At 64.6% G+C, this 25,782-nt stretch carries 23 protein-coding genes; 12 read left to right on the plus strand and 11 right to left on the minus strand.

Annotated elements, in window-relative coordinates:
* Positions 1–8 precede the first annotated feature (8 nt).
* Positions 9–1,625 carry an ATP-dependent nuclease gene (locus HOLFODRAFT_RS20945; protein ID WP_005032296.1) on the minus strand — a complete coding sequence of 539 codons (1,617 nt, stop codon included), beginning with the start codon at positions 1,623–1,625 and terminating at the stop codon, positions 9–11.
* A 200-nt stretch (positions 1,626–1,825) separates the two neighbouring features.
* On the opposite strand from HOLFODRAFT_RS20945, the gene HOLFODRAFT_RS0211955 reads away from it, so the two are divergent.
* Positions 1,826–2,770, plus strand: a complete 945-nt coding sequence (locus HOLFODRAFT_RS0211955) for a DUF3187 family protein (RefSeq protein ID WP_280113205.1) — start codon at positions 1,826–1,828, stop codon at positions 2,768–2,770.
* Positions 2,771–2,820: 50 nt separating this feature from the next.
* Here HOLFODRAFT_RS0211955 and HOLFODRAFT_RS23180 read toward each other — a convergent pair whose 3' ends face one another.
* Genes HOLFODRAFT_RS23180 through HOLFODRAFT_RS0211970 form a run of 3 tightly spaced genes read right to left on the minus strand, consistent with a single transcriptional unit; the run spans position 2,821 to position 5,170 of the window.
* Positions 2,821–3,255, minus strand: coding sequence for a gamma-glutamylcyclotransferase family protein (locus HOLFODRAFT_RS23180; RefSeq protein ID WP_005032299.1), 435 nt, complete (start codon positions 3,253–3,255; stop codon positions 2,821–2,823).
* Positions 3,252–4,397 (minus strand): murein hydrolase activator EnvC family protein, encoded by a 1,146-nt coding sequence (locus HOLFODRAFT_RS23185; RefSeq protein WP_005032301.1) that lies wholly within the window; start codon positions 4,395–4,397, stop codon positions 3,252–3,254. Before HOLFODRAFT_RS23185 ends, HOLFODRAFT_RS23180 begins: the two co-directional genes overlap by 4 nt.
* Positions 4,394–5,170 carry a hypothetical protein gene (locus HOLFODRAFT_RS0211970; protein ID WP_005032304.1) on the minus strand — a complete coding sequence of 259 codons (777 nt, stop codon included), beginning with the start codon at positions 5,168–5,170 and terminating at the stop codon, positions 4,394–4,396. The genes HOLFODRAFT_RS23185 and HOLFODRAFT_RS0211970 overlap by 4 nt, the downstream gene beginning before the upstream one ends.
* A 532-nt stretch (positions 5,171–5,702) precedes the next feature.
* Here HOLFODRAFT_RS0211970 and HOLFODRAFT_RS24890 point away from each other — a divergent pair.
* Genes HOLFODRAFT_RS24890 through HOLFODRAFT_RS0211985 form a run of 3 tightly spaced genes read left to right on the plus strand, consistent with a single transcriptional unit; the run spans position 5,703 to position 7,970 of the window.
* A complete protein-coding gene (locus HOLFODRAFT_RS24890; RefSeq protein WP_052572553.1) occupies positions 5,703–6,536 on the plus strand; it encodes an OmpA family protein in 834 nt (277 codons plus the stop codon).
* Positions 6,533–6,973 (plus strand): hypothetical protein, encoded by a 441-nt coding sequence (locus HOLFODRAFT_RS0211980; RefSeq protein WP_005032307.1) that lies wholly within the window; start codon positions 6,533–6,535, stop codon positions 6,971–6,973. Before HOLFODRAFT_RS24890 ends, HOLFODRAFT_RS0211980 begins: the two co-directional genes overlap by 4 nt.
* A gap of 13 nt (positions 6,974–6,986) precedes the next feature.
* Positions 6,987–7,970, plus strand: a complete 984-nt coding sequence (locus HOLFODRAFT_RS0211985; protein ID WP_005032310.1) for a hypothetical protein — start codon at positions 6,987–6,989, stop codon at positions 7,968–7,970.
* 101 nt (positions 7,971–8,071) lie between these two features.
* Here the strand turns inward: HOLFODRAFT_RS0211985 and thiS are convergent, their stop codons facing one another.
* Together thiS and HOLFODRAFT_RS0211995 are read right to left on the minus strand one after the other, a co-directional pair.
* Entirely contained in the window at positions 8,072–8,272 is a 201-nt protein-coding gene (thiS, locus tag HOLFODRAFT_RS0211990) for a sulfur carrier protein ThiS (RefSeq protein ID WP_005032313.1), read from the minus strand.
* Between the two features lie 7 nt (positions 8,273–8,279).
* A complete protein-coding gene (locus tag HOLFODRAFT_RS0211995) occupies positions 8,280–9,476 on the minus strand; it encodes a trans-sulfuration enzyme family protein (protein WP_005032315.1) in 1,197 nt (398 codons plus the stop codon).
* Between the two features lie 313 nt (positions 9,477–9,789).
* Here HOLFODRAFT_RS0211995 and HOLFODRAFT_RS20965 point away from each other — a divergent pair, with 313 nt between their 5' ends.
* Genes HOLFODRAFT_RS20965 through HOLFODRAFT_RS0212020 form a run of 5 tightly spaced genes read left to right on the plus strand, consistent with a single transcriptional unit; the run spans position 9,790 to position 15,584 of the window.
* Positions 9,790–10,335 (plus strand): ribosome maturation factor RimP, encoded by a 546-nt coding sequence (locus HOLFODRAFT_RS20965; RefSeq protein WP_005032316.1) that lies wholly within the window; start codon positions 9,790–9,792, stop codon positions 10,333–10,335.
* Between the two features lie 9 nt (positions 10,336–10,344).
* Complete coding sequence (gene nusA, locus HOLFODRAFT_RS20970; RefSeq protein WP_005032318.1) at positions 10,345–11,670, plus strand: transcription termination factor NusA; 1,326 nt, start codon at positions 10,345–10,347, stop codon at positions 11,668–11,670.
* Between the two features lie 51 nt (positions 11,671–11,721).
* Positions 11,722–14,643 (plus strand): translation initiation factor IF-2, encoded by a 2,922-nt coding sequence (gene infB, locus HOLFODRAFT_RS0212010; RefSeq protein WP_026939279.1) that lies wholly within the window; start codon positions 11,722–11,724, stop codon positions 14,641–14,643.
* A gap of 48 nt (positions 14,644–14,691) precedes the next feature.
* Positions 14,692–15,099, plus strand: a complete 408-nt coding sequence (locus tag HOLFODRAFT_RS0212015; RefSeq protein WP_005035760.1) for a type II secretion system protein — start codon at positions 14,692–14,694, stop codon at positions 15,097–15,099.
* Positions 15,100–15,107: 8 nt separating this feature from the next.
* On the plus strand, positions 15,108–15,584 hold the full coding sequence (locus HOLFODRAFT_RS0212020) for a hypothetical protein (protein WP_005035762.1): 477 nt from the start codon (positions 15,108–15,110) through the stop codon (positions 15,582–15,584).
* Between the two features lie 162 nt (positions 15,585–15,746).
* On the opposite strand, the gene HOLFODRAFT_RS0212025 is transcribed toward HOLFODRAFT_RS0212020, so the two are convergent.
* From HOLFODRAFT_RS0212025 to HOLFODRAFT_RS0212040, 4 genes are read right to left on the minus strand one after another with little or no spacing between them, the layout of a single operon-like run.
* Positions 15,747–16,889, minus strand: a complete 1,143-nt coding sequence (locus HOLFODRAFT_RS0212025; RefSeq protein ID WP_005035763.1) for an efflux RND transporter periplasmic adaptor subunit — start codon at positions 16,887–16,889, stop codon at positions 15,747–15,749.
* A complete protein-coding gene (locus HOLFODRAFT_RS0212030) occupies positions 16,886–20,101 on the minus strand; it encodes an efflux RND transporter permease subunit (protein ID WP_005035765.1) in 3,216 nt (1,071 codons plus the stop codon). The genes HOLFODRAFT_RS0212025 and HOLFODRAFT_RS0212030 overlap by 4 nt, the downstream gene beginning before the upstream one ends.
* A 10-nt stretch (positions 20,102–20,111) precedes the next feature.
* Positions 20,112–20,582 (minus strand): MarR family winged helix-turn-helix transcriptional regulator, encoded by a 471-nt coding sequence (locus HOLFODRAFT_RS20975; RefSeq protein ID WP_005035767.1) that lies wholly within the window; start codon positions 20,580–20,582, stop codon positions 20,112–20,114.
* A 24-nt stretch (positions 20,583–20,606) separates the two neighbouring features.
* Entirely contained in the window at positions 20,607–22,007 is a 1,401-nt protein-coding gene (locus HOLFODRAFT_RS0212040) for an MFS transporter (protein WP_005035769.1), read from the minus strand.
* A gap of 289 nt (positions 22,008–22,296) precedes the next feature.
* On the opposite strand from HOLFODRAFT_RS0212040, the gene creB reads away from it, so the two are divergent.
* From creB to HOLFODRAFT_RS0212055, 3 genes are read left to right on the plus strand one after another with little or no spacing between them, the layout of a single operon-like run.
* A complete protein-coding gene (gene creB, locus HOLFODRAFT_RS0212045) occupies positions 22,297–22,971 on the plus strand; it encodes a two-component system response regulator CreB (protein ID WP_005035770.1) in 675 nt (224 codons plus the stop codon).
* A complete protein-coding gene (gene creC, locus HOLFODRAFT_RS0212050) occupies positions 22,968–24,398 on the plus strand; it encodes a two-component system sensor histidine kinase CreC (RefSeq protein ID WP_005035771.1) in 1,431 nt (476 codons plus the stop codon). Before creB ends, creC begins: the two co-directional genes overlap by 4 nt.
* Positions 24,399–24,457: 59 nt before the next feature.
* Positions 24,458–24,973, plus strand: a complete 516-nt coding sequence (locus HOLFODRAFT_RS0212055; RefSeq protein WP_005035772.1) for an inner membrane CreD family protein — start codon at positions 24,458–24,460, stop codon at positions 24,971–24,973.
* Positions 24,974–25,166: 193 nt separating this feature from the next.
* Here the strand turns inward: HOLFODRAFT_RS0212055 and istB are convergent.
* Positions 25,167–25,782: IS21-like element helper ATPase IstB (gene istB, locus HOLFODRAFT_RS20980; protein ID WP_043486717.1), on the minus strand; the 616-nt coding region annotated here is incomplete at its 5' end.

Raw genomic sequence — 25,782 nt, forward strand, 5'->3', positions numbered from 1 at the left:
GGATCCTCCTATCGCTTTTCCGTCAGACGCTGGAGGTTGGTGAAACACTTCTTGAGCAGGCCCGGCACGGCCTTCTCGCCGCGTCGTCCAGCCTCTTCCGCGACCTCCAGGGCCATGCCGGGTTTGGATTGGGCCTTCAGCGCCTGGTGGATGATGGCATCCGTATCGGCCCCTTCCGGGTGGGGGGCATTGTGGCGGTAGATGTTTGCGAAACCGCTGCGCCAGAGGAAGTGCTCCATGTCTCTGTCCGGCAGGAGGGTCAGGTGGCGGGATTCGGGGCGGCCCCTCAGGAGGTGGCGGGCCCGGGTGGCGTAGTGGCGCCCGGCCTCGTCACCGTCCGCCACCAGGTGCCAGGGAATGCCGAAGCGGTCGGCGAAGGCGATGAGGGGGGCGAGCCCCACCTGGGCGAAGGCCACGCAGTGGATGCCCTCCAGGGGGAAGCTCAGGCCGTTCACCCGGGCCAGCTCCGGGAGAAGCCAGGCCTCGGTCTCGCCCTCCACCAGGAGCCAGACCCGGGCGAAGAGGCTTTCGGCGTGATGGGTGCGGACGTGGAAGGCCACACGACGGGCATCCGTCTGGCTCAGGGGGGGAGCCTCGGGATTGGGATAGACTGCCGTCTGCCGACTGCGGCGCACCAGGCGGCGCAGGGCGCGGCTGGGCACACTGGCCAGCAGGGCGCCGTGGGCGGTGGTCACCAGCTTCTGCACCGGGAGCTGGCTCACCAGGTTCCAGACGGTGGCGAGCTGGATCGGGTGCAGGTGGGTTTCGGGGTCCTCCAGGACCAGGATGGGGCTGACCTCGCCGGTCTGGGGCCAGGCCATTTCCGCCTGGAGCATGGCCCCCACCAGGGCCAGGAGGGCCACCTGGCGGGTGCCGGAACCGGCCCGGCGGGCCAGGTCTCCCAGGGAGTGCCCGTCCTGCAGGCCCATGGGGGCGTCGGTCATGTCCGAGGCCCGGCGGGGCGGTGCCACCAGGGGCTGGAATAGCTCGGGACGGCGTTCCGCCAGGTGCTGGAGGGCCCCCAGGCCCCGGGCCAGCTCGCTGGGGTGTACCTGGTGGGGCACGGTGAGGAGGCGCTCGAAAATGCGGCGGACCGCCCGTTCGGGATCCTCGTGGAGTTCCAGGTCCGGGGAGAAGGCGGGGGCCAGCATCCCCTCGGCCAGGCGAAGTTCGTGGAAGACGTGCAGGGGATGGGCCTTCACCACCAGATCCGCCAGGAGGGCCGCATCCCCATTCGGGAGGGGCAGCTCCCGTCCCTCGGGGCCCAGGAAGATCCGGTCCACCCGCGCCCTGCCCCGCCCCAGGCGCCGCCCCGACCAGTGGAGGACCAGATGGAAGGCCCCCCTGGCATCCCGCCATCCCGCGCTCTCCCACCCCTTGGGGGGCTCGCCCCCGAAGCGCAGGCTGATGCCCATGCGCCGGGCGATGGTGCTGCGGTCGTTCTCCAGGCGATGGAAGTCGGCCTCGGTGATGGTCCGGGCGCCCAGGGTGGACTGGAGAGCCTCCACCAGGGTGGTCTTGCCCCAGGCGTTCTCCCCGAAGCACACGGTGGCACCGGACTCCAGATCGAGCCGGAGTTCGGTGATGCCTCGGAAGTTGATCACTTCGACGTGTTCGAGGTGCATGGAAGGAGGATGACATAGGGAAGTGAAGCCGTTCACTTCTCTTCGCGGCCGAGATTGACCTTGATCCGGATCGGGAGGAAACTCGGCGGAGCATCAAGCTATTGCGTGTCGCGACAGTTCGACTTGAAACCGCTTCGAGAAGGGGTACCCGATTGGTCAAGGCTGGCCTCAGGCGCATGGTCCGTGGCGTCTTTCCGCTGATGTGCACGCTTGGGCTCGGTGCAGCGGATTCAACGTTTTTTGAAACGCAGAACCAGAGCCCCCTGGTGTCCATCTTCGGCCTTCCCTTCCTGGGCGAAGCCAGGACGCTGGGCAACGGCGAGGGTTCCTTCCGCGTGACCCTGGACTTGGCCAACCATTTCGCCGGGGATAGTGCCCCCGGGGAAGAGGTCGAACTGGATGGCGAGAGCAAGCGCTTCACCCTCTCCGGAAGGTACGGGGTTGGCTCCCGTGGGGAGGTGGGCGTCGATATCCCGGTGATCGCCACCGGCGGCGGCTTCCTCGACCACTTCATCGAGAACTTCCACTCGACCTTCGGCTTCCCCAACCATGGCCGGGATCTGGTGCCCCGGGGCCGCCTGCGGTACCGCTACCAGAGGAACGGCGTTTCCGTCCTGGACATGGAGCAGTCCGGAAGCGGTGTGGGGGATGTCCGCCTCACGGGGGGCTGGCAGGTCTATCAAAGCTCGGACGCGCGGAGGAACTGGAGCCTGCGGGGCAGCCTCAAGCTGCCGACCGGTGACCCGGATCGCCTGCGGGGCAGCGGCAGCACGGATCTCGCGCTGTGGGTGGTCGGGAGTTCCAGATCCGAGCGGCTGGTGCTGTCCGGTGCGATCGGGGCCATGGGCATGACGCGGGGCGATGTCCTGCCGGACCAGCAGCGCCCGGTGGTCGGCTTCGGCGCTTTTGCCATCGCCTATGATGTTGCGCCATGGCTGGCCCTCAGGGCCCAGGTCAATGCGCACAGCTCCTTCTATTCCGGCAGCCAGCTCCGGGAGGTGAATGGGCCCTCGGCCCAGCTGACCCTCGGCGGCGAAGTGCGCTGCTCCCGACGGACCTCCATCGACCTGGGCCTCTCGGAAGACCTCATCGTCAATGCATCTCCGGATGTCGTGTTCCACGCCGCCTTGAGATACGGCTTTTAATGTAATTAGTGTAAGCGTTCATTGCCCCGAACGGAACGGCTACTAATTAGTCAATATAGATAAGGCCCCCAGTCCCCGCTCTCCAGCTCCACGGCCACCTTCTCCAGGATGGGCAGGCGATCCTCCGGGAAGAGGTAGGTCCAGGCGCCGTAGCGATGCCCGTTCTCCAGGAGCACCGGGAGAACCCTGCGTTCGTAGAGCCCGCCCTCAACGTCCTCCAGGGCGTCCAGGTCCGCCAGGGCCTGTTCCAGATCTTCATCGTCCTCGTAGCCCACGAACTCTCCCAGGACCCACCCCGGCTCCGGGGGCGGAGCGCAGGGCTCCTGGCCCGCCACCATGGCGGGGTAGCCCTCGGCGGGGAGGTGGAAGAGGCGCCCGGGGGCATGGGCCGGGGTCCAGCCCTGGGGGTGGGTGCGCTCCAGCCAGGTGCGGTAGCGACCGCCCTCCCGCAGGGTGCCGTAGATGAAGATTCCGTCAGCGATCATCGGTATTTCTGCTTCAGCCACCGGTTCGGATCCTGGGCCTGGGTCTGCTGCCGCACCTCGAAGCCAAGGCGCGGACCGTCCAGGGTTTCGCCCACGGTGCCAAGGATGTCGCCTTGCCGCAAGACCTGTCCCTTGTTCACGTGGGCGACCCGAAGGTGGGTGTAGAGGGTGTAGAAGCCGCTTCCGTGGTCCAGGATCACCATGGGGCCGTAGCTCTGGTAGAAGTCGGCGAAGACCACCTTGCCCTCCGCGACCGCCTGCACCGGGGTGCCGGCGGGGGCTTCGATGAGCAGACCGGAGTTTGTGGTCCTGGTGCGGTACTTGGGGTGGAGGTGTTCGCCGAAACTCTGGGCGAGGGAGCCTTCCACGGGGCGGGGAAGCTCCCCAGCCAGAGAGGTGAAGGCCTGTGGGGGGGCAAAGGCATCGCTGCGAGGCTTGGCGAGAAGCGAAGTCACCATCCGCTCCAGCTGGATGGCCTCCTCGGCGAGTTCAGCCTGGATGGCCTTCTGGCGGGTTTCGTCCTGGCGCAGTCCGTCCAGGAAGCCGTTGAGACGAGCCTCGGCGAACTTGAGGTCGCCCCCCAGGCTGGCGGCCTCCTGCTCCTCGGTGACCAGACGCTTCAGAATCTCCTGCAGGGCCCCCTCCTGGCGGTGGAGGTCGGAATGGAGGGCCTGGATGCGGGAGAGGCGGAGGCGCTCTCGGTTGCGCCGCCAGGCCAGATAGCGGCCCTGGACCAGGTACTGTTCGAAGCTCTTCAGGTTGGTCATGAAGCCAAGCCCACCCCAGGGGCCCACCGCCTGCATCCAGCGAACCTGTTTGCGGATATCGCCTTGGAGACGCTGGATTTCGCGCTGGATGCCCACCTTCTGGCTCTGGACGGCCTCCACCTGGGCCTGGGTCTGGTCGCGCTTCAACCGGGCTCCGTCGGCCTGGGCTCGGATCCGGTCGGTCTGGAGGGCGATGCCCTGGAGTTCCACCAGGATGCCCTTGCGGCGCTTCTTGAGGGCGTCCATCTGGCGATCGACCTGACTGAGGCGGGCCTGGATCTCCCCAAGCCGCGCCCGGAGGTGGGCGGAGTCCTGGGCGGGCTGGGCGCTCAGGACGATCCCGACCGCGAGGCAAAGGTGCCTGGAAAACCTCACCCCTTGCTCCGGCGTGGAGCTTTGGCCGCCTTGGGCGCAGCCTTGCGGGCCGGGAGCATCAGGAGGAGTACCAGCAGCACGAGCGGGCCGCCGATGCTGAGGGGAAGGGCTGTCCAGGCCATGGGATCGGATGAGAGCTGGCCCGTGGGCAGCAGCCTGCCCAGGATGGCCATGGACTTCACCAGGAAACCCGGCACCTGGAAGAGGTCGGGATCCCCCAGATACTCCCCGCCCCAGGTCAGGTAGCGGCCGACAACGCTCAGGGCGAAGCTCAGGAGCAGCCCCCAGCCAGGATTGGAAGCCAGGAGGCGGGCCAGGAAGAGGGCCCAGAGCAGGAGCTGGAGGCCCAGGAGGACGGCGTGGAGGTCGGCCATGCAGAGGGCGGCGGGGAAGAGGCTGTCCAACAGCCTGAAGCTGGCGGCCCACATGGGCAGAAGCAGGATCTGGGTGTAGAAGAGCCCGTTGAGGACCCCCAGACCCAGGTTCAGGGGCAGGGCCTTGAGCCGCCCGCTCTGGAGGGCCTCGTGGATCGGAAAGAAGGTGGTGAGGAGGAAGGTAGCAGGCACCACCCCGGAGATGATGGCGCTGAGGCCGCCCCGGAAGATGGCCTTGGGGTCCACCAGCATGGTCAGGGCGCTGATGGGGATGGGCGTTCCGAAGACAGAGAGGTTGGAACCTTCGGCGGGCCGAACCCCTCCGAGGACCAGCCCGGCCAGAAGCAGGCTCAGACAGACCAGGACGATGCGAAGGCGCGAACTACCGAAACGATCCATGGGAACTCCTGGTCACCATTGTAGTACAGCTATCCCCCTCCGGACCCACAGGTGCTTCATGGCGGGCTTTTCTGGATTGCCTGCGGGATGGGGTGCGTATGGTCTGGGACCCTTGGCCACCTACCGCCTCGTGGTGGAGCCCGTCACCGCCGCCCTGCGCCTGGGCCGCAGCTCCCGGATCTTTCTCCAGAAGACTGATCTGGAGATCGTCCAGCTCCTTCTCAACGAGCAGATCCAGTCCAACAGTGTCTTCAGTGCCGCCTTCACCCTCGAACAAACCTTCCCCAAAGCCCCTCTCGGGTCCAAACTGCCTTTCGGCCATCGCGTCCTCCATGGTTGGTGGTTTTTGAACGCGATCAACCTACACGACTCGCCACCTTCCTCCTCAGGCCCTCAAGCCGGACTTACAGACGGTTTTGTACACAACCCTGAGGGTAGCCATGTCAAGGAATTGCCTTGCAGATTCTGCATTAAAAAAATGCAACGAAGTTTTCGGTTACCCTTGGATGTTCATAATCAACCGGAGATTCTCATGAGACTTAATGCCATTGTTTTCTGTATCGCTGCTCCAGTTCTTATCGCAGCACCCCCCAAGGAGAAGGTTGATAAGCCCGGAAGCCAGGATCACGCCCTCTTCACCCGCATGCCAGGCTTCATCATTGATCGCTACAAGACTTCCGACTTTGATCGCGAGGAGTTCACGGTCAAGAATGTCAAGAAGGATGAGAAGCGGGCAGTGGAAGGTAAGAAGACCTTCATCGACTACAAACTGAGCAAGGGCGCCAACATGCCTTCTCCGGTGGAGGTGGTTCGCAACCACGTGCAGGCCATCAAGAAGGTGGGGGGCGAAGTGATGTGGGAGAAACAGGGTGGTACGGCCGTTACCCTGCGCCTGAAGAAGGGCTCAGCGGAAACATGGGCCTACATCTATGCCTACGGCGGGTGCAAGAGCTACAACGTGGCCGTGGTGGAAAAGGGCCAGATGGAACAGAAGATCAGCTCCAGCGCCATCTTAGACGCCCTCAATAAGGACGGCTTCATCGCCCTGGATATTCACTTCGATACTGCCAAGGCCACCATCAAGGCCGACAGCACCGCCCAGGTGGATGAGATCGCCAGCCTGCTCAAAGCCAATTCCAAGCTGAAGCTGAGCGTGGAAGGCCATACGGACAACACGGGCACCCCCGAAGGCAATCGCAAGCTTTCCGATGAGCGGGCCAAGGCGGTCAAGGCGGCTCTTGTGGCCAAGGGCATCGAGGCCGGACGTCTCCAGTCCAAGGGTTTCGGGCAGGACAAGCCTGTTGCGGACAACCGTACGGAGGAGGGTCGTGCCAAGAACCGCCGCGTGGAACTGGTGAAGTTGTGAGATTGACGCTGCTGATCCCTGTGCTGGCCGCTTCGCTGGCGGCCCAGGAAGTCCCCGGGCTTTCCTTTGAATCCTTTCAGGCCTGGATGAAGGTCACGGCTGTTCCAGGGTACAAGCTGGCGGAATGTGAGCAGGATGGCGGCGAATACATGGCCGCCTTCATGGGGGCGACGCCTCAAAAGGTGCTCATGGTGCGTTGCAGCCCCCTGAGTTCTTTTGATGATGCCAAGCGCATGCCCGGTGCTATCCAGAACCTGAAGGAGGGCCTGCTCCACGGCCTGCGCACCCGCAGCTACGCTATGGCTGGCATGCCCATGCTGCAGATCGAACTCAAAGCAAAAGGCTGTTCCATCGGTCTCGCTGGTGGCGAAGGCATGGCGGCAGGCGAACTCAACAAGTTCGCAGCAGGCCTGAAGCTGGCCGAGAAGGCCAAGTAGCCTCGGAGATCCCATGTTCTGGCCTATCCTCCCTCGTCTCGGATGTCTCCTTCTGGTTCTTCCCCTGTCCGCCCAGGCGGGCAAGGGGGTGACCACAGAGGTGGAGGTGCGCTCCGAGCAATCGCGCCGCAATTTTGAGGACGAAGAGAAGGCCGGTGCGAGCCGCGGCAGCAGTCATACCTGGGGCTCGGATGGGTCTGAAAGCTTCAAGTTTCGTCGGGCCACGGACAACTACTACGAAGTCACCGAGGATGTGACGCTCAGCGAACCGAGCGCCAAGGGCTTCTCACGGGTGACCCGCACCCGGGTCTATTTCCGGGATCCCGCGACAGGTGACTACATGCGTTACGAAACTTGGGTCTACTACGACGCCAAGGGTGAGCCCTCGGTGGTGAAGGGTTCCACCGAGGGTAACAAAAAGCTCTGGAGCAAATTGCGGGCAGAGCGCGAGAAGGGCGAGAAACAGCTGGACGAAGATCGGTCCAAGCTAGACCACGCGACTTCCGAAGAGACTTCGGGCGGCGACCAGGTCGGAGGTGGTGCCGGGGACCTGGGAGGAGGCGGTGCCTACCCGACACCTGACAACGGCGGCTCCGGAGGGACGGCCGCGGAAAAGGGGGCCCTGGCCGCGGCCAAGGTTCTGGTGGAGCGGTGGGGCGAGCGCCTCCGCTTCGAAAAGATCGTCCACGACATTCTTTCCCGCTACGTGGACGGTGCACGATTGGGCAAGCCTGATCTGCTGGCAAGTGCTTGGGCGAATATGCCGGGAAAACGAGCGGAGGCTCGGGCCCTCGCATCCAGCGAATCGAACCGCAACCGGGCCATCCACGAATTCGGACCCATCGAGTGGGACGATGCTGGGCGGATCGAGACCAGCGCCTGGGGGCGGATGATCGATGATGAAGGGGCCGCCAAGACCTTTCGCTACGACGCCCTGATCATTCCCTACCTCGGCGAATGGGGGCTCTGGACCCTTGCGATCATGCCGGAGGAGTAGTGCAAACTTCGGAAGCCCGTGCTTTCCATGGGCCTTGTGCTTTTTGGCCAGGCTTGGATTCAAGACCACCGCGATCGGGAAGAGCCTCGTTCTGGGCTGACTCAGCCGCCCCCCACGAAGCGCACCACCTCTAGCGAATCGCCATCCTTCAGGGGGGTCGCCGGATGGTCGCCCCTGCGGACGACTGCGCCGTTGAGCTCCACGGCGCTGCCGTAAGAGGGGAGTTCCAACCATGCCGCGAGATCCGCCACGGTGGCCAGTTCAGGGGTATCCAGGGGTTTGCCGTTGATGATGAGCTTCATGCCCTCATTATCGCATCAGGGTGGCGGCCTGGAGTCCACGCTCAATGTCACTCTTCAGATCCGGGCTGTCTTCGATGCCGACCGAGAAGCGCAGCAGGCCCTCGGTGATACCCAGCCGCGCCTTGGCTTCCGGGGTGGCGGCGGCGTGGCTCATGGTGGCGGGGTGCTGGATGAGGCTCTCCACGCCCCCGAGGCTTACCCCCCGGGTGATGATCTCCAGGGCTTCGCAGAATCTGCGGCTGGCATCCAGGCCCCCCTGGAGTTCGAAGCTCAGCATGGCCCCGAAGTTTCCGCCCATCTGCCGGGCCGCGATGGCGTGGCCGGGGTGGTCCGCCAGCCCAGGGTAGTCCACCCGGGAGACCTGGGGTTGCCAGAGGAGCCACTGGGCGAGGGATTGGGCATTGTCGGCGGCGCGCCGGATGCGGAGGTGGAAGGTCTTGAGGCCCCGGTGGAGCAACCAGGCGGCCATGGGGTCCAGGGTGGGGCCCGTGAGCTTGGCCGTGGACCAGCAGGCCACCACATCCGCTTCGCCTCCGGCGATGACCCCGGCCACCACATCCGAATGTCCCGCCAGGTATTTGGTGGCACTGGAGACGCTGAGGTCGAAGCCCAGCTCCAGGGGGCGGGTGAAGGCTGGGGTGGCGAAGGTGTTGTCCGCCACGGCCCGGGCGCCCCATCGCTTGGCGATGGCGGCCACGGCGGCCAGGTCGGTGATCGCCAGGGCCGGGTTGGAGGGGGATTCCACCCAGACCATGGAGGCGCCCTTCTGGATGGCGGCCTCCCACTCGTCCAGGTCCAGGGTGTTATCGATCCAGGTGATGCGCAGGCTCTGGTTCGCCTCCCAGCGTCTCAGGAGTTGTTCGGTGCCCATGTAGAGGGCGGCTGGGGCCACCACATGGGAGCCTGGGCGCAGGAAGGTGTCGAATACCGTGGAAATGGCGGCCATGCCAGAGCTGCACACCAGGGCGCGATCGGCCCCCTCCAGGGTGGCCAGGACGGTCTCAACCTCACTGGCGTTGGGGTTTCCCCATCGCGTATAGAAAGTCGGAGGTTCGATGGCGGCGGCGAACTCCGCCCCCTCGCTGTTCTCCTTCAGCTCGAACACCGAGGTCTGGAAGATGGGCGTGATCACGGCGCGGGTCGTGTTGTGGCTGCGACCGGCGTGGATGGCTGCGGTGGTGAATCCCCAGTTCCTTGCGTCCATTGACGTGACCTCTTCGGGTTTGGAATCGGATTGAGGAGCCAGGATAGCAGGCAATATTTCATGAACGACGGGGGACTGTCCGCCCGCCGAGCTCGTCCTCCGTCACATCCGGCGCTTCCCCATGCGGTGCCTGGGCAGTGCATAGGCGACTAACGCCTTGAGTGAATTGGAAAAGAGCGTTACGCTGTTCAGTTGAATTCGGCCTTGATCCCTCAAGCTCAAGGAGGTCCGCATGAACGTGTGGGTCGCCAAACGCATTTGGGTCGTGTCGGGTGGGAAGTCCCTCCCCCGTCTAGGCTATTGAGGAAAGCCCATGGATCTCCTGAAACTCCAAGCCCCCATCGAAAGCCAGCTGGCACTGCTGGGCTTCGAACTGGTCTGCCTGGAGAGCGTCAAGGAGGGCCGGGATGCCATCCTGCGTCTCTATATCGACCACCTCGATCACAGCCGCGGGGGCATCACCCTCGACGACTGCGTGGCGGCCAATGATGGCCTGGTGGCATGGATTGATGTGGAATTCCCCAATCTCCGGGAGGATATGTCCCTGGAGATCTCCAGTCCGGGTGTGGAACGGCCCCTCGTGAAGGCGGATCACTTCCGCCGCTTCGCCGGGCGTCTCTGCCGCATCCAGACCCGCATTCCCCTGAACGGGCAGAAGCGGTTCAAGGGCTGGATCGGTGATGTGACGGAAGAGGCCGTGACGATCGAGGAGGATGGGGTTCTCAAGACCGTGCCCTTCGAGATCTTCCAGAAGGCCAGGCTGGCCCCCTTTGACGAGGAAAAGACCCCTAAACCGCGGATCGTGGCCCTCGCCGCGACCCCCAAGCAGGCCGTCCCCGTAGAGAAAAGCGCGGACTGAGGAGGCAAGATGGCTCTCGTATCAACCAGTTTCTTCGACAGTGTGAAGATGATCGCCGCTGAAAAGGGCATTCCTGAAGAGGATGTCTTCAAGGCGGTCGAGGAATCCCTCGTCAAGGCTGCGGAAAAATACTTCCAGGGCTTCGACTTCTACGGCAACTTCCAGGCCCAGATGGACCGGGAGACCGGCGAGTTCCACGTCTACGCCCTCAAGCAGGTCGTGCAGGACGTGGAGGAGGAGGATCTTGAGATCAGCCTGGCGGAGGCCCAGGAGCTGAATCCCGAGGCCGCTGAGGGCGATACCCTCTGGCTGCCCCAGGACACCACCCAGCTGGGCCGCATCGCCGCCCAGGCTGCCAAGCAGGTGCTGGTGCAGAAGGTTCGTGAGGCCGAGCGTGAGCGCATCTTCACCGACTTTGCCGATCGCATCGGCGAAGTGGTGGTGGGCGAGGTCAAGCGCTTCGAGAAGAGCGCCATCATCCTCGAAGTGGACCGCGTCGAGGCCATGCTCCGCCGCAACGAGGCCCTCCGGGGTGATCGCTTCGACAAGGGCCAGCGCATCAAGGTGGTCATCTCCAGCGTCGACAAGAGCGCCAAGGATCCCCAGGTCCAGGTGAGCCGGGTCGATCCCAGGCTACTGGTGAAGCTTTTCGATCAGGAAGTTCCCGAGATTCATGACGGCACGGTGGTCATCCGCAGCTGCGTCCGGGAGGCCGGGGACCGCGCCAAGGTGGCCGTCCACAGCCTGGACCCCGATGTGGATCCCGTGGGCGCCTGCGTGGGCCTCAAGGGCAGCCGCGTCCAGGCCATTATCCGCGAGCTCAAGAACGAGAAGATCGACATCGTCCGCTACGACGAGGATGTGACCCGCTTCATTGCCAACGCCCTGAACCCCGCCAAGGCCCTTCGGGTGAATGTGGTGGATCCCGAGCATCACCGGGTCGAGGTGGTGGTGGATGACGAGCAGCTCTCCATCGCCATCGGCAAGCGCGGCCAGAATGTTCGCCTCGCCGCCAAGCTCACGGGCTGGAATATCGATGTCCGCAGCGAGGCCGAGAAGCGTCGCGAGGCCGAAGTCGCCATGGGCAATGCCCTGCCCGACTTCGCTCCCGAGGCGGTCCCCGAAGAGGAGAAGAACCTCTCCTCGCTGCTCGAGGAACTGGGCTCCATTGAGGGCCTGACTCCCCAAGTGGCAGAAAACCTTGCGGCAGCAGGTTATGCCGATGCCAAATCCCTGTACACTGTAACGGTCGAACAGTTACTCGCCGTAGAAGGCATGGATCAGGAATTGGCTTTCCGTCTGATCGACGCCGTCCACGAGCAGTTCGGAGAGTAACCCGCTGCTTTGGCTTTTTATGAATACCATTCGACCGAGGTACGCCCCTCCATGCTCCGTATCAACCAGTTCGCTAAAGAAATCGGCGTGACCAATCACGACGTCATCGACGTCATGGAGAAACGCCTGGGCATCCCTGGGAAGAGCCACAGCTCTAATCTCACCGATGACCAGATCTCCCAGCTCCGCCGCATCTTCGACGCCAAGTCCAAGGGGACGGAAGAATCCGCCCCTCTGGCCCTCCACCGCCCCACTGCGGCTGTGAAGATCGTCAAGGCCGCTCCCATGCTGCCTGGACAGGCGCCCAGCGTCCTGGTCAAGCGCCCCGAGGCTTCGGAGGCCGAGGCCGCCCCTGCGGGCGCGCCGGAAAGCACTGCTCCTGCCGCCGCAGCTCCCCAGCCCGCGGTCGCGGAGTTCTCAAGGCTCCGGGTTTCCCAGACGCCGGCTCCGGCCCCCAAGGCCCAGGCTCCGGCTCGCTATATCCAGCTCCCCCAGACTGCGCCCAAGAGCCGTCCCGAGGCCGGTGCCCGGCCCGTGGTGCAGCGTCCCGGCCAGCAGAACCCCGGTGCCGTGCAGCGTTCCGGTGGGCCCCAGGCGGCCCGCACCGTCCTGCCCATGGCCACCAATACTGGCAAGGGTGAGGTGAAGCACGAGCAGGCGCCCCAGCCTACCCAGAATGGCGGCACCCGTCGGCCTTTCATTCCCCCCAGCATCTCCCAGCTCCAGCCGGAGCAGGGCTTCACCCGCATCAAGATGGCTGACAGCCCGGAGCCCACGACTCGGAGCACCGAGCCCGCCCGGTACATCCAGCTTCCCCAGCCTCGTCCCGTCGGACAGCGGCCCAGCGGACCTGGCGCTCCCCGTCCCGGTGGCCCCGGCGCCCGTCCTGGCGGCCCCGGCCGTCCCGGCGGCCCTGGCGCCCGTCCTGGCGGCCCCGGCCGTCCCGGTGGCCCTGGTGCCCGTCCTGGCGGTCCTGGTGGCGCCCGTCCCGGCGGGCCCGGTCGCGGTCCCTCCATTCCCTCCACCGGACCCATTGATCCCAACAGCCAGAAGGGCCCCGGTCGCGGCGGCCACTTCGCCGGGAAGAAGAAGGATGATAAGCGCTCCCGCGCCGATCGCGAGGCCGAGGCCCTGGAGCTGAAGCTCCGCCAGCCCCGGAGCCGCGCTCAGCAGATCGCCACCGAGTACATCGAGGACGAGATCGGCATCGTGATGCTCTCCGAGGGCGTGACGGTCAAGGAACTCGCCGAGAAGTGCAACCGCCCCGCCAAGGATGTGGTGGCCAAGCTCCTGCACCGCGGCATCTTTGCCACCATCAACCAGCCTCTGGACACGGAGCTGGCCAAGGAGATCGCCCGGGAGTTCGGCTTCCTGGCGGATATCGTCTCCTTCGAAGAGGATGTGCAGATGCACGCCGAAGAGGGTGCCGAGGTTGTGGGTGACAAGCTGCCCCGCTCTCCGGTGGTCACCATCATGGGCCACGTCGACCACGGCAAAACCTCGCTGCTGGATGCCATCCGCACCTCCAAGGTGGCGGCGGGCGAAGCGGGCGGCATCACCCAGGCCATCGGTGCCTATCACGTGGACGTCAAGGACCCCAACACCGGTGAGATGCGCCAGGTGGTCTTCATCGACACCCCCGGCCACGAAGCCTTCACCAAGATGCGCGCCCGGGGTGCCAAGGTCACCGATATCGTCATCCTCGTGGTGGCGGCGGATGATGGCGTCATGCCCCAGACCATCGAGGCCATCAGCCACACCAAGGCCGCCGATGTGCCCATGGTGGTGGCCATCAACAAGATCGACAAGCCTGCCGCCAACGCGGATCGCGTTCAGCAGATGCTGCTCCAGCACAACGTCCAGACCGAGACCTACGGCGGCGATGTGCCCAGCGTGGCGGTGTCCGCCAAGACCAAGCAGGGTCTGGATGAGCTTCTGGAAACCATCCTCCTGGTGGCTGATCTCAAGGATCTGAAGGCCGTTTACGATTGCCCCGCCTCGGGTTCCATCCTGGAAGCCCGCCTGGATCGCGGTCGTGGTCCTGTGGCCACGGTTCTGGTCCAGCAGGGCACCCTGAAGGCTGGCGAGATCTTCGTGGCTGGCGCGACCATGGGCCGTGTGCGGGCCATGTTCGATGATCAGGGCCGCAAGGTCACGGAGGCCAAGGCCTCCATGGCTGTCCAGATCCTGGGCTTTGAGGAAGTGCCGGTTTCCGGCGACAACTTCCAGGTGGTCGATGACGAGGCCAAGGGCCGCTCCATCGTCGCCTTCCGTCAGGAGAAGGCCAAGGCTGCCCAGCAGATGAAGTCCCGGGTTACCCTGGAGAACATCTTCAGCACCCTCAAGGATGGTCAGGTCAAGGAACTCCCCCTCATCATCAAGGCCGATACCTCGGGCTCCGTGGAGTCCCTGGTGGGCAGCCTGGAGAAGCTCAGCACCGACAAGGTGCGGGTGCGGATCATTCACGCCGCCGCCGGAACCGTCAACGAGAACGACGTCCTCCTGGCCGAGGCCTCCAAGGCCATCATCATCGCCTTCGGCACCAAGACCGAGCGCAAGGCCGAGGATTTGGCTCAGGAAGAGGGTGTGGATCTTCGCCACCACGAGATCATCTACAAGGTGACCGAGGAGATCAGCGCGGCCATGCTGGGCCTCCTGGACGCCATCGACAAGGAGACCATCATCGGTCAGGCCGAGGTCCGGATGATCTTCAAGATCGACAAGTGCGTGATCGCCGGTTCCTTCGTCACCGAGGGCAAGGTCCAGAAGAGCAACAAGGTCCGGGTCCGTCGCGGCGAGGACATCATCTGGGAAGGCGGCCTGAAGAGCCTCAAGCGCTTCAAGGACGATGTCTCCGAGGTGAAGAATGGTCTCGACTGCGGCATTGGCCTCGAGGGCTTCGATGGGGAGAGGGAAGGGGATATCCTCGAATTCTTCACCCGGGAGAAGGTCGCTGATACCAGCCTCGCCTAATGTCGAAACCCATGGGCATTTCAAGGCATCCAGGTTCCAGGAGCGCCCATGAGCTTGGATAGAACGAAACGGCTCCAGCGGGGTTTTACCCTGCTGGAGCTTTTGACTGTGATGACCATCCTGGCCATGCTGGCCACTGTGGGGATCGTGGGCTACCGACGCCACACCAAGGCCGCCCGGGAGTCTGTGCTGAAGGAAGATCTCTACCAGATCAACCACTGCCTGGAGCAGTACCGGGCGGACAAGGGGCGCTATCCCTCCAGCCTTTCGGAGCTCCAGGCCAAGGGTTACCTGCGGCAGATCCCCAAGGACCCCATGACCAACGCCGACGATTGGGTGACTGAAACCGAGGCTCCGGATCCTGACAACCCCGATGCGGAATCCGGGATCTTCCGGGTCCGCAGCAACTCCACGGAGATCGGGGAGAACGGTATCCCGTACAACGAATGGCAGTAGGAGCACCCTTGGACGAAAGACTGCTGGCCCGCCTGGATACCCTTTCCCGGGCCCTCCTCTGGATCTGGGTGCTTCTGGTGCTCGCCACCCTGGTGGGCGGGCGCCTGGAACTCCTGCGAAGAGCCCTGGACTACAGCGCCTGGGGCGTTTTCGGTGGGGCCTTCCTGCTGAGCTTCCTGAGCCGCTGGTTGAACGAGATCGCCGACGAGGGGCCCATCGGCCCCATGCGCATCTGGATGGCCGCAGCCCTGGTGTCCCTCCTGATGTGCCTGGCCAGCACCTTCATCGTGGCCCCCAAGATTCTTAACATCCGAGGGCGCCTGGCTGTGGCCGAGGTGGAAGGTCGGGACTTGGCTCCTGACCAGGCCTCCCTGCGCAAGGCCCGCTCTGTGGCCAACCAGATGCTGGGGCTGCGGGTGCTGTTGGCACTTGGGTTGGGGTATGGCGCGCTGAGCCTGCCGAGGCGCAAGGGCGAAAAAGGATAAGCTGGGCCGGTGAAACGGCGAGGGGTCGGGACCGAGTGATCTTTCTGTGGCTGCTCATACCCGTTTGCCGTCGCATCCCAGTGTGCGATTACGCTACGTTTGACGGCAAATTTGTGCCGTGAGGTGTGCAACTCCGCGCAGGTGTCTCGGCCATCTCCCTCTCTATTTCCCGGTCGGTGCCGCTGCCGGGGCCTCCACCGGCTGCACCCTGTCGCCATCCTTGAGGGTTACGGCGGGACTCAGGATGACCTTCTCGCCAGGCTTGAGTCCCTGGAGGACCTGGACCCGGGTGCCGGTATCGTCGCTGAGGATGACGGGGTGGAAGCTCACGCGCTGGTCTGGACCCACTACGACCACCTGGGGCTTGTTCTCCCGGATCGTTACCGCCTCGGATGGGATCTGGGGCGCACCGACGTGAGCCGGGAGCTTGAGGCTCACCAGCACGGCTCCGCCTGCCAGGAAGGCCCCGTCGCGGTTGTCGAGGTCGGCTTCTGCGAGGAGGGTCTTGGTCTTGGTGTCCAGGGCACCGGCCAGACGCGAGATGGAGATCTGCCGGATCTGGTCGGGGCGATCCGAGGAACGCACCTCCACGGGGGTGCCGACCTTCACCCGGGCCGCCACCTGCTGATCCAGAAAGAGCACCACCCGCAGGCGGTCTACCTGGGCCACCGAGAGCACGGGCTGGGCGGTGGAGGTGGAACCCCCGTTCTGGAGCATGGCGCCGGGGTCGGCAAAGCGCTGGGTGACCACCCCAGAGAAGGGGGCGATGATGCGCTGGTAGCCCTGCACGGCGGCCTGGCTGGCCAGTTTCTCCCGGGCGACCTGGGCCGTGGATTCCGCATCCTCCAGGGCCTGGGAGCTGATGATGCCCTGGCGCGCCAGCTCCTTCATCCGCTCTGCGCTGCGGCGCTTGTTCTCGTAGTCGGCCTTCAGGGCTGAAGCGTCTCGATCCGTCTCGGCGGATTCCAGCAGTGCCAGGACCTGACCCTGGCGGACAGGGCTCCCCTTGTCCACATGGATCTGCCGAAGAAACCCGCTCACCTTGGCGTAGAGGGTGGTGGAGGCGTAGGGCTGGGCCTCGCCCTGGAGGTTCAGAAGCCCATCCCCCCCCTCCTGGGTGGCGCTTGTCACCCGGACCCGGGGACCGGCGGCCTCGCCTGCCCTGAGCCCCTGGGCCTCCTGGTTCAGGGTATGGCGCTTGGCGGCCCACAGGACGCCGATGCCGCAGGCCGCCACCAGCAGGAGGGCGACCCCGGTGATGCGAAAACGGGAATAGGTGCGATCAGGGGTGGCCTGCTGGTTCATGCTTCACTTCCTTGCTGTTCCACGTGGAACTTCTCGTCCAGGAGATGGGCCGTGGGGGGCCTCTTGCGGAAAAGACTGTAGACCACCGGTACCACGAAGAGCGTCACCAGAGTGGCCATCAGGAGGCCACCGATGACGGCCCGTCCCAGGGGCGCGTTCTGGCTTCCGGCCTCCCCCATGGCCAGGGCCATGGGCACCATGCCGAGGATCATGGCCAGGGCGGTCATGAGCACCGGGCGCAGGCGGGTCTTCCCAGCCAGAAAGGCGCCCTCAAGGGCCGACATGCCCGGGTTGGCCACCCGGACCTCATTGGCGAAGCTCACCAGGAGGATGGAGTTGGAGGTGGCGATGCCGACGGCCATGATGGCGCCCATCAGGGATTCCACGTTGAGGGTGGTTCCCGTCAGGGCCAGCATCCACAGGATGCCTACCAGGGCTCCAGGCACGGAGAAGAGGATGATGAAGGGGTCCAGCCAGCTCTGGTAGAGGACGGCCATCAGGAGGTAGACCAGGGCGATGGCAATGAGGAGGCCCCCGGCCATGTTGGCGAAGGCCTCGACCATGACCTCGTTCTGGCCCCGGATGCGGATCCGGGTGCCCTGGGGGAGCGGCCCGAGAGCCTTCACTTCCCTCTGGATATCGGTCACCACGCTTCCCAGATCACGCCCTTCGGCATTGGCCATGACGTCGAGCACCCGCTGGACTGTGTAGTGGTTGATCTCGCTCGGAAGGGTGGTGCGCTGGAGGGTGGCAAAGTTGGCCAGGGGCTCAGAGGGCGCCTGGAAGCCGGGGCCAGCGGCCTGGAAGGCGGGGGTCTGGAGGAGCCCGGTCCCCTGGACGTTGAAGGGCGTGTCCATCAGGTCCCTGGGGCTGTTGATCTGGGAAAGCGGCGCCTTCACGGCCACGGTGTAGTTCACGCCGGTGATGGGGTCCAGGAAGAAGGAGGGCGAGAGCTGCCCGTTGCCGGACAGGGCCACCAGCAGGCCGTTGGCTACGGCCTGCTGGCTGAGGCCGAGCCTGGCAGCCCGGGTCCGGTCCACATTGACCCGGTAGCCGGGGGCGTTGATGGCCTGCTTGAGGCGCACGTCCACGGCCCCTGGAATCCGGGCGATGGCGGTCTCCAGCTTCTTGGCGATCTCGGCGCTGGTGGCGAGGTTGTTCCCCTCGATCTGGATGTCGATGGGCGCCGGGACACCGAAGTTGAGGACCTGGCTCACGATGTCGGCGGGCTGGAAGTAGAAGCTGACGCCGGGGAAGCGCTCCTGCAGGGCTTTGCGCAGGGCCTTCATGTGCTCGCGGGTGGGGCGGTGCTCCGGCTTCAGGGAGATGAAGAGATCGGCGTCCTGGCTGGTGACGTTATCCGTGGGGATGAAGGAGAGGTTGTAGGAGACGGGCACCCCCACGTTGCTGTTGAGGGTCTGGATCTCCCCCGGGGGCAGGGTCTCGCGTATGGCCTGCTCCACCTGAGCCACCACGAGCTCCGTCTCATCCAGGCGGGTGCCCGAGGCGACCCGCATGTGGAGCTTCATGATCCCGGCATCCACTGAGGGGAAGAAGTCGCGGCCCAGGATCGAGAGGAGCCCCAGGCTCACGAAGGCGAAGGCCACCGCGAGGACCAGGACGAAGCGCCGGTGGTGCAGGACCCGGTCCAGGACCCGGCCGTAGGCATCCTGGAAGCGCGAGAAGCCCTGTTCCCGCCAGGCATTGAAGCTGGCCAGGCCCCCCCCATGGGGGTCGTGCTCCAGGAGCATCCTGGCCAGGGTGGGCACCAGGGTCCGGGAGAGGAGGTACGAGGCCAGCATGGAGTAGACCACCGCCATGGCCAGGGGCGTGAAGAGATACTTGGCGGGGCCCACCAGGAGCACCACCGGGAAGAAGACGATGCAGATGGCCAGGGTGGCCACGATGGCAGGCACCGCGATCTGGCGGGCGCCGTCCAGGATCGCCACGGTGAGTGGCTTGCCCATGGCCTGGTTGCGGTGGATGTTCTCCACCTCCACCGTGGCGTCATCCACCAGCATGCCGATGGCCAGACTCAGGCCGCCCAGGGTCATGATGTTCATGGTCTGTCCCGAGAGCTTGAGGCCGATGATGCCCACCAGAATGGCCAGGGGGATGGAGCTGCAGACCAGGAGCATGCTGCGCCAGGAACCCAGGAAGAAGAGGATCATCAGGGAGACCAGGGCCGAGGAGATCAGGGCCTCCTTCACCACGTCCGAAATGGCCCCCCGCACAAAGCGGCTCTGGTCGAAGTCGAAGTTCAGCTCCATTCCCTTGGGGGCCGCCGCCTGGATCTGGGGCAGCATCTCCTTGGAGGCGTCCACCACCGCCAGGGTGCTGGCATCCGCCTTCTTGAGGATGGCGATATAGGTGGCCCGGTGCCCGTTGATGCGCACCAGGTTGGTCTGATCCGCGAAGCCGTCGTAGACCCGGGCCACATCCCTGAGGTACACCGGGGCTCCGTTGACCACCTTCAGGGGCATCTCCCGAAGCTCGTCCACCTTGGATGGGTTGGAGTTGGTCTGGATCGGCAGCTCCTGGCGCCCCATGCGGGCCAGACCTGCGGGGGAGATGACGTTCTGGGTGGAGAGGGCCGACATGACGTCCGCCGGGCTCATGCCCCGGGCCGCCAGCTTGTCCAGGTCCAGATCCACCGAGATCTGGCGGCTCTTGCCGCCGAAGGGGGCCGGGATGGAGATTCCGGGGATGGTGAAGAGCCGCATCCGCACCGCGTTGGTGACGTGGTCATAGATCTGCTGCTCCGATAGGGTGTCGCTCTTGGCGGTTAGCTGGACCACCGGGACGTTGCCAGCGTTGAACTGGATGATGCTGGGGGGCGTTATCCCGGGGGGCATGATCTTGGTCGCGCTGGTGCAGGTGGAGGCGATCTGGGCGATGGCGGCTCCGATATCCGTACCGGGCTGGAAGTAGATCTTGAGGACGCCTACCCCCTGGATGCTCTGGGACTCGATGCGCTCGATGCCGTTCACCGTCGTGGACATGGTGCGCTCGCTGATCCCCACCACCCGCCGTTCCATCTCCTCGGGGCTCAGGCCGTTGTAACTCCAGACCACGGCCACCACGGGGATATCGATGCTTGGAAAGATGTCCACCTGCATCCGGAAGATGGATAGCAGCCCCATGAGGAGGATGAGGAGGCACATGACAGCCACGGTGTAGGGGCGGCGCAGGGCCAGCCGGACGATCCACATGGGTTTCCCTTCACTTACTGGAGAATGAGACCTGTTCCAGGCGATCCAGGTTTAGCATCAACCTGCGCAATAGCTCGCGGAGCTGTTGGCGTTCCGCTGGGTCCATGCCCTCCTCCAGTCCCTCCCGGAAGGTGTGCCGGAATTCGGCGATCTGCCCGAGGACCCTGGCCCCTTCAGGGCTCAGCTTGATGCGGAGCCGCCTGCCGTGGGTGGGATCAGGTTCGATCAGGATCCAGGCCTTCTTCTGGAGGGTCTGGAGGATCCGGGTAGCCGTGGGCTTGTCCATGCCGAGGGCCCCTGCCAGGTTCTTGTGGCAGATGCCGGGGTTGCTCTCCAGGACCGCCAGGACTTGGAACTGCGGGGGGGTGAGGTTGTGGGGCGCCAGGAATTGCAGGGAGACCTGCTTGACCCGGCTGCGGACCAAGGTCAGGAGCAGGGGGAGGTGGGCCTCATCCCAGGGGACATTGATTTGTGGGAACAAGATGGCACTCCCTCTGGATATGGATCACCCCTCGACGAGGGACAGCTCCTGTCGTGCTCCCCGGGCCAGCGAGGCGAATACTCCGATGAAGTTCAGGATGGTGAAGACGATGAAGCAGGCTTTCATCCCCAGGAGGAAATGGCTCGAATAGCCCGGGGTGCCGATCTTCCAGGGGCCGACAAAGCGGGTGGTGATGAGGGAGACGATGGCCATGCTCAGGGCCTGCCCCACGACCCGTGCCGTACCCATGGTGGAAGAGGCGACCCCGTACTGGGTACGGTCCACCGAACCCATGATGGCATTGGTGTTTGGGGCTGAGAAAAGGGCGTAGCCGAGGCCGATGAACGCGAGGTTGGCCAGGATCAGGGGGAGGCTGGAATCCATCCCGAGGAAGGCGAAGAGCAGCAGCCCGAGCGTATTGACCGCCATGCCCAGCGAGGACAGGATCCGGGGCTCGATGCGGTCGGACAGGCGTCCCACCACCGGGGAGAGGACGGCCATGACGACAGGCTGCACCAGGAGGATCAAGCCAGCACTCTTGAGGGGCACGCTCCGCACCGTCTGGAGGTAGAGGCTCAACAGGAAGGGCATGGCGAAAATCGAGCTGTAGTTGATCACGGATGAAAGATTCGAGAAGGCGAAGACCCGATTCTGGGTGAAGAGCGTGATGGGGAGGATGGGCGCCGCTTCCCGGCCCTCCTGGACGACGAAGGCCGCAAGGATGACCAGTCCCATAAGGGTGACCACCCAGTAAAGGTTCGAGAGGGAGAGGCTGGAGGAACCGTAGAGAAGGAGGATGAGGCCGACGGTGCACAGCAGGCTGCCCTTGAGATCCATTTGCGTGACTTGCGGGCGGATCCATGGGCCCTGCAGGCGGAGGAAGGCAGCGATCAGGACCAGCAGCGCGAGAGCCGCCAGGAAGAGGAAGATGCCCTTCCAGCCGAAGCAGCTGCAGAGCACGCCCCCCAGGACAGGGCCTGAGGAGTAAGCGAAATAGACGATTCCCACATTGATTCCCAGGGTCTTGCCACGCTCCTGGGGGGGCACCAGGGCCGTCAGCAGGGCCATGGAGGTCGAGAAGATCATGGAGGCGCCGAAACCCTGCAGGGTCCGGAAGGCGATGAGCCAGTGGATGCTGGGCGCGGCGACGCAGAGGAGTGAGCCGGCAAAGAACAGGGCGAGGCCGATCTTGAAGATCCGCACCCGCCCGGTCAGATCCGCCAGCTTCCCCATGGGGAGCAGAAAGGATCCCGTAACCAGCAGGAAGGAGGCCACGACCCAGTTCAGCTGGTACTGGCTGCCTTGGAACTGTAGGCCGATGGCAGGGATGGCCAAGTTCAAAGAACTGATCATGAATGGAACCAGGAAGGAGGTGACCATGCAGATCCAGTAGGCCCACCTGGAATCCTTGGTGCGTGCAGACATGATGGTTCCCTTCAAGGAAGGCTAGCCTTCCTGGATAGGTTATTCCGGACTTTAGGCGAATTCAAAGCATTTTGTTGCATTAGCAACATTGTGAGTTAATCAATATATAGATAATATTCTTCAGTTAATGGCTATGCTCAGCCAAAAAGGACATGAGCTGGGACGTCCGGGATGAAAACAGCCGACAGGAGGCTCGGCACTCTGGCCAGGATCCGGAAGGGCAAGGAGAGGGCTGATTCCCCGAGGAGGGTGCACTTGGGCAAGAATGGAAGGTGTCACCAGGAGCCCCATGTCCAACGATGTCCTCATCGTCGAAGACGAACCCGCCATTGCGGACACCATTTCGTACGCTCTGGAGACGGAGGGTTTCATCACCCGGCGCTGCACCCTCGGGAGGGAGGCCCTGGAACTCTTGAAGGAAGGGGGCTTCCGTTTCGTTGTGCTGGATGTGGGACTGCCGGATATCAGCGGCTTCGAGGTCCTGCGGCGTCTTCGCACCTTCTCTGATCTGCCTGTGCTCTTCCTGACAGCCCGGGGTGAGGAGGTGGACCGGGTGGTGGGCCTGGAGATTGGGGCCGATGACTACGTGTCCAAGCCCTTCAGCCCCAGGGAACTGGCGGCCCGGGTCCGGGGGATTCTGCGGCGCACGGAGCGCGGCACCCCCCCCGCCCCGCCCCGCTTCGAGGTGGATGAAAACGCCCGGCGCATCCGTTTCCAGGGGCAGGCCCTGGAGTTGACCCGCTACGAATACCAGCTCCTCCGTCTGTTTCTGGTCCACCCTGAACGGATCTGGAGCCGGAACGAGCTGATGGAGCGGGTCTGGTCCGGGGCCGAGGAGAGCACTGACCGGACCGTGGATACCCATGTGAAGACCTTGAGGGCCAAGCTGCGGGCGGTGGACCCCGAGGCGGACCCCATCCAGACCCACCGGGGCCAGGGTTACAGCCTCGGGAAGCAGTCGTGAAGCTGAGCGTCCGGGTCTTCCTGGGCTTCTTCCTCATCGTGGCCCTGGCGGCGTATTTCGTCCTGGCCATCTTCATGCAGGAGGTCAAGCCCGGGGTGCGTCAGGGGATGGAGGTGACCCTGGTGGATACGGCCCACCTTCTGGCGGAGGTGGTGGCTCCAGAGCTTGAGGCCGGGAACCTTGGAGAGGGTGCCCTGGGGGCGGCCATCCAGCGCTATCGGACCCGGGAGCCCAGGGCCAGGATCTGGGGATTGCCCAAGACCGGTGCGGACTTCCGGGTGTATGTCACGGATGCCAAGGGCTCGCTGCTCTTCGACTCCGAGGGGGAGAAGCCCGGAGCGGACTACTCCCGCTGGAACGATGTCCTTCTCACCCTGCGGGGGCAGTACGGTGTGCGCAGCACCCGGCGGGATCCGAAGGATGCCAGCAGCTCGGTGATGTATGTGGCCGCGCCGATTCTGGTGGGGGGCCGGATCTCCGGTGTGCTCTCCGTGGGTACTGCCACCTCCAGCGTGGTGCCCTTCGCCCAGCGCAGCGAACGGAAGGTCTATCATGCCGGGCTGGTGCTCATGGGGGCGGCCCTCCTGATGGGGCTCGGGATGACCTTCTGGCTGACCCGTTCCCTTCAGAGGCTTCAGGGCTACGCCCGTCGGGTCTCCGAAGGGGAAAAGGCCACGCCCCCAGCCCTGGGTGGCGAATTGGCGGAGCTGGGCGAGGCCCTGGAGACCATGCGGGAAAAGCTGGAGGGCCGCCACTACGTGGAGCGCTATGTCCACACCCTCACCCACGAGATGAAGAGCCCCCTGGCGGCGATTCACGGAGCGGCGGAGCTTCTGGAGGAGGAGCTCTCCGAGGCTGATCGTCAGCGCTTCCTGGCCAACATCCGGGAGCAGGATGAGCGGCTACAGCGGCTGGTGGAGCGGATGCTGAACCTGGCCACCCTGGAGAACCGTCAGGCCCTGGATCGGCCCCAGCGTCTCTCCCTGCCGGAGCTCATCCAGGGAGTCTGCCGGACCAGGGAGCCCCAGATGGCGTTGCGAGGGCTGCACCTCCGGCTGGAACTGCCGCAGGAGAGCTGGACCCAGGGGGATCCCTTCCTCCTGGAATTGGCCATCTCCAACCTCCTGGACAATGCCCTGGAGTTTTCCCCCGGGGGCGGTGAGGTGCTCCTGAGGCTGGAACCCATGGGGGGTGGCCATCTGCTGACGCTGCGGGACCAGGGGCCAGGGATTCCGGATTTCGCCGTGGATCGGGTCTTCGAACCCTTCTATTCCCTGCCCCGCCCTTCGACGGGAAAGAAGAGCACTGGTCTGGGTCTGCGCTTTGTCCGGGAGGTGGCGAAGTTGCACGGGGGGGATGCCGATCTTCTGAATGCGCCGGAGGGGGGTGCCGAGGCTCGGCTTTGGCTTCACACCCGCTTCACCTGACTTCATCCTCCCTTCGCTGCGGCCACCCAAGCTTGGGCATTCCGATCAGGAGGATGCCCATGAAACGCGTACTACTCTGGAAAGCCCTGGCGGTGGCCGGTCTGGCCCTGCTGCTGCTCCTTCCCCTCTGCATGATTGAAGGCCTTGTCAGTGCCCGGAGTCGGCGCCAGAAGGAGGTAGAGGCCAACATCGCCCAGACCTCCGCCGAGCGGCAGCGGCTCGTCGGCCCTCTGGTGGCCCTGGACTACACGGCCAAAGAGTCATGCTGGGTGCCCGGGGAGAACAACCAGAAGGGGTACTGGCAGGAGAAGGAGGTGAGCCGCAGCCTGCTGCTCCCCCCCAAGCAGATGCTCCTGGAGGGAGGTATCCAGGTCGAAGAACGCTACCGGGGCCTGTACAAGGCCCAGCTGTTCCGTCTGGAAGGGAGCCTCCAGGGGGAAGTTGCCATCCCTCTGCACCCGGTGCTGCCCAACGGACTTCGGGATATCCGGTGGGGGAAGGCCCGCCTCCTGCTCACGGTTGAACGAAGCCGCTCCGCGGCGGGGGTGGCGCCGTGTGGCGGGCCCGCGCAGTAAGAAAGCTAGCAATTCCATGTAAATGAAGGCTCCTTGGTCATCGCGATGTTGACGCATCGCCAGACGACTGTCAAGCGACATGAAAATTAACCCACCCGGCGACACGAATATTGACCCCCTTGTTGTATGAGCCCGTGGGGTGTCTGGAGCGTAGGCCGTAGGCCGAAGCGGAGGACACCCCACTGGGTGCGGCTCAGGTGGTGGCCGCTGGCACCGGGGCCGGGACGATCCCGGCTCGGCGCTTCTCCCGCAGGCGGTAACTCTCGCCTTTGATGGTGATGATGTGGCTGTGGTGCAGCAGTCGGTCCAGGATGGCGGTTGCCAGGATGGTATCCCCGAACACCTCGCCCCACGCACCCACTGGCTGGTTGCTGGTGATCATGAGGCTGCCCCGCTCATATCTCCGGTTCACGAGCTGGAACATGAGGTGGGCCGCCCGCCGCTCGAAGGGTAGATATCCTAGCTCATCCACAATCAGTAGTTTGGGCTTCGAGAAATGCAGGAGACGCTCCTCCAGGCGACCCTCTGCCTCGGCCCGCATCAGTTGACCCACCAGGGCCGTGGCGCTCACGAACAGGCAGCTCGCGCCCCGTTCGATGGACTTCCGCCCCAACCCGATGGCCAAGTGGGTCTTACCCACCCCTGGTGGCCCAGGGAGCAGGATGTTCTCCGCATGAGCGATGAAGGTCCCCGTCTCCAGCTCCCGGATCAGGCGGCGATCCAGGCTCGGCTGAAGGTCGAAGTCGTAGTCATCCAGGCTCCGCCGGATCGGGAAGTGGGCGATCTGGATGCCCATCCGGGTTCGCTTT

The organism is Holophaga foetida DSM 6591, assembly GCF_000242615.2.
Taxonomy (GTDB): Bacteria; Acidobacteriota; Holophagae; order Holophagales; family Holophagaceae; genus Holophaga; species Holophaga foetida.

Bases quoted from the DNA above. Each gene is read 5' to 3' on its own strand.
- HOLFODRAFT_RS20945 (WP_005032296.1), bottom strand. From the start codon at position 1,625: ATGCACCTCGAACACGTCGAAGTGATCAACTTCCGAGGCATCACCGAA.
- HOLFODRAFT_RS0211955 (WP_280113205.1), top strand. From the start codon at position 1,826: ATGTGCACGCTTGGGCTCGGTGCAGCGGATTCAACGTTTTTTGAAACG.
- HOLFODRAFT_RS23180 (WP_005032299.1), bottom strand. From the start codon at position 3,255: ATGATCGCTGACGGAATCTTCATCTACGGCACCCTGCGGGAGGGCGGT.
- HOLFODRAFT_RS0211970 (WP_005032304.1), bottom strand. From the start codon at position 5,170: ATGGATCGTTTCGGTAGTTCGCGCCTTCGCATCGTCCTGGTCTGTCTG.
- HOLFODRAFT_RS24890 (WP_052572553.1), top strand. From the start codon at position 5,703: ATGAGACTTAATGCCATTGTTTTCTGTATCGCTGCTCCAGTTCTTATC.
- HOLFODRAFT_RS0211985 (WP_005032310.1), top strand. From the start codon at position 6,987: ATGTTCTGGCCTATCCTCCCTCGTCTCGGATGTCTCCTTCTGGTTCTT.
- thiS (WP_005032313.1), bottom strand. From the start codon at position 8,272: ATGAAGCTCATCATCAACGGCAAACCCCTGGATACCCCTGAACTGGCC.
- HOLFODRAFT_RS0211995 (WP_005032315.1), bottom strand. From the start codon at position 9,476: ATGGACGCAAGGAACTGGGGATTCACCACCGCAGCCATCCACGCCGGT.
- HOLFODRAFT_RS20965 (WP_005032316.1), top strand. From the start codon at position 9,790: ATGGATCTCCTGAAACTCCAAGCCCCCATCGAAAGCCAGCTGGCACTG.
- nusA (WP_005032318.1), top strand. From the start codon at position 10,345: ATGGCTCTCGTATCAACCAGTTTCTTCGACAGTGTGAAGATGATCGCC.
- infB (WP_026939279.1), top strand. From the start codon at position 11,722: ATGCTCCGTATCAACCAGTTCGCTAAAGAAATCGGCGTGACCAATCAC.
- HOLFODRAFT_RS0212015 (WP_005035760.1), top strand. From the start codon at position 14,692: ATGAGCTTGGATAGAACGAAACGGCTCCAGCGGGGTTTTACCCTGCTG.
- HOLFODRAFT_RS0212025 (WP_005035763.1), bottom strand. From the start codon at position 16,889: ATGAACCAGCAGGCCACCCCTGATCGCACCTATTCCCGTTTTCGCATC.
- HOLFODRAFT_RS0212030 (WP_005035765.1), bottom strand. From the start codon at position 20,101: ATGTGGATCGTCCGGCTGGCCCTGCGCCGCCCCTACACCGTGGCTGTC.
- HOLFODRAFT_RS0212040 (WP_005035769.1), bottom strand. From the start codon at position 22,007: ATGTCTGCACGCACCAAGGATTCCAGGTGGGCCTACTGGATCTGCATG.
- creB (WP_005035770.1), top strand. From the start codon at position 22,297: ATGTCCAACGATGTCCTCATCGTCGAAGACGAACCCGCCATTGCGGAC.
- HOLFODRAFT_RS0212055 (WP_005035772.1), top strand. From the start codon at position 24,458: ATGAAACGCGTACTACTCTGGAAAGCCCTGGCGGTGGCCGGTCTGGCC.